We start from the raw sequence: 6,758 nt of genomic DNA on the forward strand, positions 1-6,758 counted from the left end.
TCCGGTGAGCACCACCCTAGGTGTACTCGGCCATCACGTTGGTGACAGGGCGTTGACGTGGGCGAGGGCCTCCGGCGTAGTGGAGATGTCTCGTCTTCACGATCCGGAGGCCCTCGTGGTTCACGCTAATGCGCGGCTGACGCCGCATGGGAGATGGTTGTTGGTGCAGCGGGTGCGGGTGCAGGGGCGCCCGGTCGCTCATGTCGCCCGCGAGCTGGGTGTCTCGCGCCAGTGCGCGCATCGGTGGGTGGCTCGTTTCGATGCGCAGGGCCGTGCCGGTCTGCAGGACCGGTCCTCGCGTCCGCGACGGTCACCGGCGGTGACCAGCCCTGAGCGGGTCGCACTCGTGCTCGCTGCGCGTGAGCGGTTGCGGCGCGGTCCGGACGAGCTCGCGCGGGCGACCGGAGTGCCGGCGCGGACCGTCTCGCGGATCCTGCGCCGCGCCCACGTGCCCTACCTGTGGCAGTGCGACCCGATCAGCGGTGAGCCGATCCGGGCGTCGAAGGTGACCGCGGTCCGCTACGAGCACGCGCACCCGGGTGACCTCGTGCACGTCGACGTCAAGAAGGTCGGGCGGATCCCGCAAGGCGGTGGGTGGAGAGCGCATGGGCGAGCCGGCACCCAGGCCGCGAAGAAGAAGCGCCCGCTGATCGGCTATGACTACGTCCACGCCGCCGTGGACGACTACTCACGAGTCGCCTACGCCGAGATCCTGCCGGACGAGAAAGGCGCGACCTGCGCGGGCTTCATCGACCGTGCCCTGACCCACTTCGCCGCGCTGGGCACACCCGTCAGAGCCGTCCTCACCGACAACCACTGGTCCTACGCACACGCCCACGAGGTCGCTGCGGTGCTCGCCGCGCACCAGACCGCGCACTGGTTCATCAAGGCCCACTGCCCCTGGCAGAACGGCAAGGTCGAACGATTCAACCGCACCCTCGCCAGCGAATGGGCCTACCGGCATCCATGGACCTCGAACGACCAGCGAACCACCGCCTTCACCACCTGGCTCAACGAGTACAACACTGAACGTCACCACCACGCCGTCGGCGCCGCCCCCGTCACCCGACTGTCACCAACGTGATGGCCGAGTACACCTAGGCGCCGCGGACGTGGCGCAGGACCGCGCGCACCGACGACGCGGCCCCGCGACCGGGCAGGTCACGGGGCCGCGTGGGTCGTGCCGGGTCAGGCGTCGCGGCGCTTGGTGAGCCACGCACCGGCGGCGAGGACGACGACGAGGTACGCGAGCAGCACACCGAAGCCCTCCCACGACGAGAGCACCACCGAGTCGGTGAAGCCCGCCTGCTGCTCGATCATCGCGTCGGTGAACGTCATCTGGGAGCCCGCGACGCTCGGCAGGTACGGCGTGAGGTCCTGCAGCGGCTTCCACGGGATCAGGCTGAACAGGATCGGCAGCACCAGCAGGATGCCGAGCGTCGTCGTGATCGCGGCCGCGGAGTGCCGCATGAGCACGCCGAGCCCGAACGCGAGCACCCCGATCATCGTCACGTAGAGCGCGTTCCCGACGAGGGCGCGCACCACCTGGGGGTCGCCCAGGTCGACCGACGCGCCCTGCCCGCCGAAGATCAGCGCCTGCAGCGAAGCCGCGACGGCGACCGCGAGAGCGGTCACGACGAACACGACGAGCGCGAGGACGAGGCCCTTCGCCCACAGCGCCGGCAGGCGGCGCGGCGCGGCGGCGAAGCTGCTGCGGATCATCCCGGTGGTGTACTCGCCGGTGATCGTCAGCGCGCCGAGCACGGCGACGGCCGTCGGGCCGAGGTACGGGATGGCGCCGAACGCGTCGAGGGCGTTGACGTCGTCGCTGCTCCCGGACATCTCGTTCGCGTCGAGCATGCCCCACGTGATGAGCAGGACGAAGCCCACGATCACGACGGCGGTGATGGCGAGCGTCCACACGGTGGAGCGCAGCGACCAGAGCTTGATCCACTCGGACCGCACGAGCCGCGGGAACGTGACACGCACGTCGGCGCCGGCCGTGGGTGCGTCGGTGGTCGTGGCGGTCATCGCGCGGCCTCCTGACCGGTCGTGCCGAGGGGTGCGGACCCGTCGTGGCCCATCGTGGAGTGGTACTCGACGGTGTCCTGCGTGAGGGACATGAACGCCTCCTCGAGCGAGCCCTGCACGGGCGTGAGCTCGTGCAGCACCACGCCCGCGGCCGCGGCGGCCTCACCGATCTGCGGGGCGGTCGCGCCGTGCACGACGAGCGAGCCCGGCTCGGTCGACGTGACGCTGACCTCGGGCCCCGTGAGCAGCTCGGCGAGCTGCGTGGCCTGCGGGCTGACGACGCGCACGGACGTGCGGGTACCGCGCTCGACGATGTCCTGCACCGGACCCGCCGCGATGATCCGGCCGCGCCCGATGACGATGAGGTGGTCCGCGGTCACGGCCATCTCGCTCATGAGGTGCGACGAGAGGAACACGGTGCGGCCCTGGCCGGCCAGGTACTTCACGAGGTTGCGGACCCACAGCACGCCCTCGGGGTCGAGCCCGTTGACCGGCTCGTCGAGGATGAGGGTGCGCGGGTCGCCCAGGAGCGCGGCGGCGATGCCGAGGCGCTGCCCCATGCCGAGCGAGAAGCCGCCGACGCGGCGCTTGGCGACCGACTCGAGGCCCGTCATCTCGATGACCTCGGTGACGCGTGCGTCGGCGATGCCGTGCGTCGCGGCGAGCGCGCGCAGGTGGTTGCGGGCGCTGCGGCCGGTGTGCACGGCCTTCGCCTCGAGCAGCGAGCCGACCTGCGTGAGGGGCGAGGCGTGCTCGGCGTAGGGCTTGCCGTTGACCGTGACGTGCCCGGACGTCGGACGGTCGAGGCCGACGATCATGCGCATGGTGGTCGACTTGCCCGCCCCGTTGGGGCCGAGGAAGCCGGTGACGGTCCCGGGCTCGACCCGGAACGAGATGGAGTCGACGGCGAGCTTCTCGCCGTATCGCTTGGTGAGGTTCGTTGCCTCGATCATCGCGGAGGCTCTTCCGTTCGGTGACGTGTCGCCCCGACCCTAGGTGTACTCGGCCATCACGTTGGTGACAGTCGGGTGACGGGGGCGGCGCCGACGGCGTGGTGGTGACGTTCAGTGTTGTACTCGTTGAGCCAGGTGGTGAAGGCGGTGGTTCGCTGGTCGTTCGAGGTCCATGGATGCCGGTAGGCCCATTCGCTGGCGAGGGTGCGGTTGAATCGTTCGACCTTGCCGTTCTGCCAGGGGCAGTGGGCCTTGATGAACCAGTGCGCGGTCTGGTGCGCGGCGAGCACCGCAGCGACCTCGTGGGCGTGTGCGTAGGACCAGTGGTTGTCGGTGAGGACGGCTCTGACGGGTGTGCCCAGCGCGGCGAAGTGGGTCAGGGCACGGTCGATGAAGCCCGCGCAGGTCGCGCCTTTCTCGTCCGGCAGGATCTCGGCGTAGGCGACTCGTGAGTAGTCGTCCACGGCGGCGTGGACGTAGTCATAGCCGATCAGCGGGCGCTTCTTCTTCGCGGCCTGGGTGCCGGCTCGCCCATGCGCTCTCCACCCACCGCCTTGCGGGATCCGCCCGACCTTCTTGACGTCGACGTGCACGAGGTCACCCGGGTGCGCGTGCTCGTAGCGGACCGCGGTCACCTTCGACGCCCGGATCGGCTCACCGCTGATCGGGTCGCACTGCCACAGGTAGGGCACGTGGGCGCGGCGCAGGATCCGCGAGACGGTCCGCGCCGGCACTCCGGTCGCCCGCGCGAGCTCGTCCGGACCGCGCCGCAACCGCTCACGCGCAGCGAGCACGAGTGCGACCCGCTCAGGGCTGGTCACCGCCGGTGACCGTCGCGGACGCGAGGACCGGTCCTGCAGACCGGCACGGCCCTGCGCATCGAAACGAGCCACCCACCGATGCGCGCACTGGCGCGAGACACCCAGCTCGCGGGCGACATGAGCGACCGGGCGCCCCTGCACCCGCACCCGCTGCACCAACAACCATCTCCCATGCGGCGTCAGCCGCGCATTAGCGTGAACCACGAGGGCCTCCGGATCGTGAAGACGAGACATCTCCACTACGCCGGAGGCCCTCGCCCACGTCAACGCCCTGTCACCAACGTGATGGCCGAGTACACCTAGGGCCAGGTTCCCGGCCCGAGGCATCCGACTGCGGGTGGACCTTGCCCCGCGCGGACGGCGGCGGGTCCGTCCCAGGACGGTCGGTCAGGACCCGGGAACTGCCCGTGCACCTTGTACGTTGGAGGACCACAGACCTGCGCCGAGGTGGCGCGGGCCGATCAGGAGGACGACGTGGCGAACCCCGTCTTCAGCAACAGCCCCGTCTTCGGCGAGGACAAGCGCCGTGGCGGTGGCACCGTCTACGCGCAGTCGAGCACGACGTACTCGACCGTGGACGCCGCGACGCTCGACGACCTGTACGCGGCACCGGCAGCGACGACCCGCGAGACGGGCCGCCTGACGTACGACGACGTGATCATGAAGACGGGCGGCCTGCTCGCCCTCCTCGTGGTCGTCGGCGCCGCGACGTGGGCGCTCGCCCCGGGCCTGTGGATCGCGGGTGCGGTGGTCGGCCTCGTGCTGGGCCTCGTCAACGCGTTCAAGCGCGAGCCGAGCCCGGTGCTCATCACCCTCTACACGGTCGCGCAGGGCGTGTTCCTGGGCGGCATCAGCGCGTTCTACGAGGCGGCGTACCCCGGCATCGTGAGCCAGGCCGTGCTCGGCACCGTCGCGGTCGCGGCCAGCGCGCTGTTCGTCTTCAAGTCCGGCAAGGTCCGCGTCACGCCGAAGTTCACGCGCTGGCTCGTCCTCGCGATGGTCGGCTACCTGGTGTTCTCGCTGCTCAACGTGGTCCTCATGATCGCGGGCGTGGGCGGCGGCGACTTCGGCCCGCTGCGCAGCGGCGGTCTGGGCATCCTCGTCGGCCTGTTCGCGGTGGGTCTCGCGGCCGCGAGCTTCATCGTCGACTTCGACGCGATCAAGCGCGGCGTCGAGGGCGGCGCCCCGCGCAAGATGGCCTGGGCCGCGGCCTTCGGCCTCATCGTGACCCTCGTCTGGCTGTACCTCGAGATCCTGCGGATCCTCGCGATCTTCCGGAACTGACGCGGGGACGCCGGCTGCGACCCGGCGCGCCGCACACCTGACACGGAGCCACCCGTCGACCTCGCTAGGGTCGGCGGGTGGCTCTCTTCGACCTCCCCCTGCCCGAGCTCGAGCGCTACCTTCCGGAGCTCGACGAACCCGCGGACCTCGACGACTTCTGGTCCCGCACGCTCACCCAGGCGCGTCGGCACGACGTCCTGCTCGACGCCCGGCGCAGGACACCGGTCTGCGGCCGGGCGAGACGACGGACGTGACGTTCGCGGGCTTCGACGGTCAGCCGGTGAAGGCATGGGTCACGCGACCCGCAGGGTCGCAGGGCGACGCGCTGCCCGCGGTCGTCGAGTACATCGGCTACGGCGGTGGCCGCGGGTTCGCGCACGAGCGCCTCGCGTGGGCCGCGGCCGGGTTCGTGCACCTGGTCATGGACTCGCGCGGCCAGGGCTCGACGTGGGGGAGCGGCGCGCACACGCCCGACGAGGCGGGCTCGGGCCCGGCCGCGCCCGGCGTCATGACGCGTGGCGTCGAGGACCCGGAGCGGTACTACTACGCCGGATCATGACGGACGCGGTCCGCGCGGTCGACGCGGTGCGCGCGTTGCCGGGCGTGGACCGGCACGCGTCGCGGTCACGGGCGGCAGCCAGGCGGTGCCTCGCGCTCGCCGCCGCGGGCCTGTCGGACGGGCTCGTCGCGGTGATGCCGACGTCCCGTTCCTGTGCCACATCCGCCGCGCGGTCGACATCACGGACGGCTTCCCGTACGGCGAGCTCGTCCAGTACCTCGCGGTGCACCGCGGCTCCACCGAGCGGGTGTTCCGCACGCTGTCCTACGTCGACGGCGTGCACCTCGCGCGCCGTGCGACGGCGCCCGCGCTGTTCAGCGTCGCGCTGCGCGACGACATCTGCCCGCCCTCGACCGTCTTCGCGGCGTACAACCACTACGCGGGGCTCGCGGCGCAGCGGCCGCGCACCGAGATCGAGGTGTACGAGTTCAACCGCCACGAGGGCGGCCAGGGCTTCCAGCTGGACCGCCAGCTGCGCTGGCTGCGCGATCTCGTCGACTGACGGACCCGCACGTGCCCACGGTCGTGCGAGGACGGCGGCGACCACGTCGGCGACCTCCTCGACGCTCGTCGGGCGCAGCAGCGGCCCGCCGCTGAACGTGTGGCTGCCCGCCCAGGTGGTGAGGGTCATCGGCGCTCCGGTGCGGACGTCGTCGGGTGTGCGGGCGTCACCGCCGCGCGGTGACGAAGATGTCGAACAGGTGCGGCGAGTGCGCGTGCACGAGCACCATAAACACCACGGCGTCGAACAGCAGGTGCACGACGAGCACGTACGTCAGCGACTTGGTGCGGCTGAACGTCCAGCCCTGGATGAGCGCGAACGGGACCGTCAGCAGCGGCCCCAGGACCGGTAGCGAGCTCCACAGGAACGACACGAACACCGTGGCCTGCAGCAGGTTCGCGAGCCACACGGGGAAGTGCCGGCGCAGCAGCGCGAACACGGTGGCAGATGAAGAACAGCTCGTCCCACGTGCCCACCGCGTTGACGCCGACGAACAGCCGCGCGATCTCGTCGGGCGCCTGGACGGTGGGCCAGTTCCGGTACGCGCCCGAGGTCAGGAAGTTAGAACGGCAGCAGCAGGTACCCCGCGGCGACGACGACGAGCAGGT

8 protein-coding genes and 1 pseudogene are annotated in these 6,758 nt (G+C 71.1%); 5 read left to right on the top strand and 4 right to left on the bottom strand.

Features of this window, described 5'->3' with window-relative positions:
• The first annotated feature begins 115 nt into the window (after positions 1 to 115).
• The gene (locus CBP52_RS17345; RefSeq protein WP_157732448.1) at positions 116 to 1,084 is read left to right on the top strand and encodes an IS481 family transposase; all 969 of its coding nucleotides are present in this window, start codon (positions 116 to 118) and stop codon (positions 1,082 to 1,084) included.
• Positions 1,085 to 1,188: 104 nt separating this feature from the next.
• Here the strand turns inward: CBP52_RS17345 and CBP52_RS17350 are convergent, their stop codons facing one another.
• From CBP52_RS17350 to CBP52_RS17360, 3 genes are read right to left on the bottom strand one after another with little or no spacing between them, the layout of a single operon-like run.
• Positions 1,189 to 2,031 (bottom strand): ABC transporter permease subunit, encoded by an 843-nt coding sequence (locus CBP52_RS17350; RefSeq protein WP_094179304.1) that lies wholly within the window; start codon positions 2,029 to 2,031, stop codon positions 1,189 to 1,191.
• Positions 2,028 to 2,984, bottom strand: coding sequence for an ABC transporter ATP-binding protein (locus tag CBP52_RS17355; RefSeq protein ID WP_094179305.1), 957 nt, complete (start codon positions 2,982 to 2,984; stop codon positions 2,028 to 2,030). Before CBP52_RS17355 ends, CBP52_RS17350 begins: the two co-directional genes overlap by 4 nt.
• A 56-nt stretch (positions 2,985 to 3,040) precedes the next feature.
• Positions 3,041 to 4,039 carry an IS481 family transposase gene (locus CBP52_RS17360; RefSeq protein WP_094182009.1) on the bottom strand — a complete coding sequence of 333 codons (999 nt, stop codon included), beginning with the start codon at positions 4,037 to 4,039 and terminating at the stop codon, positions 3,041 to 3,043.
• A 240-nt stretch (positions 4,040 to 4,279) separates the two neighbouring features.
• On the opposite strand from CBP52_RS17360, the gene CBP52_RS17365 reads away from it, so the two are divergent.
• From CBP52_RS17365 to CBP52_RS18540, 4 genes are all read left to right on the top strand, one after another.
• A complete protein-coding gene (locus CBP52_RS17365) occupies positions 4,280 to 5,089 on the top strand; it encodes a Bax inhibitor-1/YccA family protein (protein ID WP_094182010.1) in 810 nt (269 codons plus the stop codon).
• Between the two features lie 77 nt (positions 5,090 to 5,166).
• Positions 5,167 to 5,343: an acetylxylan esterase gene (locus tag CBP52_RS18530; protein ID WP_255407177.1), complete on the top strand. Its 177-nt coding sequence runs from the start codon at positions 5,167 to 5,169 to the stop codon at positions 5,341 to 5,343.
• Entirely contained in the window at positions 5,340 to 5,648 is a 309-nt protein-coding gene (locus tag CBP52_RS18535) for an acetylxylan esterase (protein WP_255407178.1), read from the top strand. Before CBP52_RS18530 ends, CBP52_RS18535 begins: the two co-directional genes overlap by 4 nt.
• Before the next feature lie 85 nt (positions 5,649 to 5,733).
• The gene (locus CBP52_RS18540) at positions 5,734 to 6,150 is read left to right on the top strand and encodes an acetylxylan esterase (protein ID WP_255407179.1); all 417 of its coding nucleotides are present in this window, start codon (positions 5,734 to 5,736) and stop codon (positions 6,148 to 6,150) included.
• Between the two features lie 166 nt (positions 6,151 to 6,316).
• On the opposite strand, the pseudogene CBP52_RS18460 reads toward CBP52_RS18540, so the two are convergent.
• Positions 6,317 to 6,756, bottom strand: a pseudogene (locus CBP52_RS18460) (type II CAAX prenyl endopeptidase Rce1 family protein); the annotation flags it as partial.
• Positions 6,757 to 6,758 lie beyond the last annotated feature (2 nt).

The sequence above is a fragment of the Cellulomonas sp. PSBB021 genome, assembly GCF_002240455.1.
GTDB classification, from domain to species: domain Bacteria; phylum Actinomycetota; class Actinomycetes; order Actinomycetales; family Cellulomonadaceae; genus Cellulomonas; species Cellulomonas uda.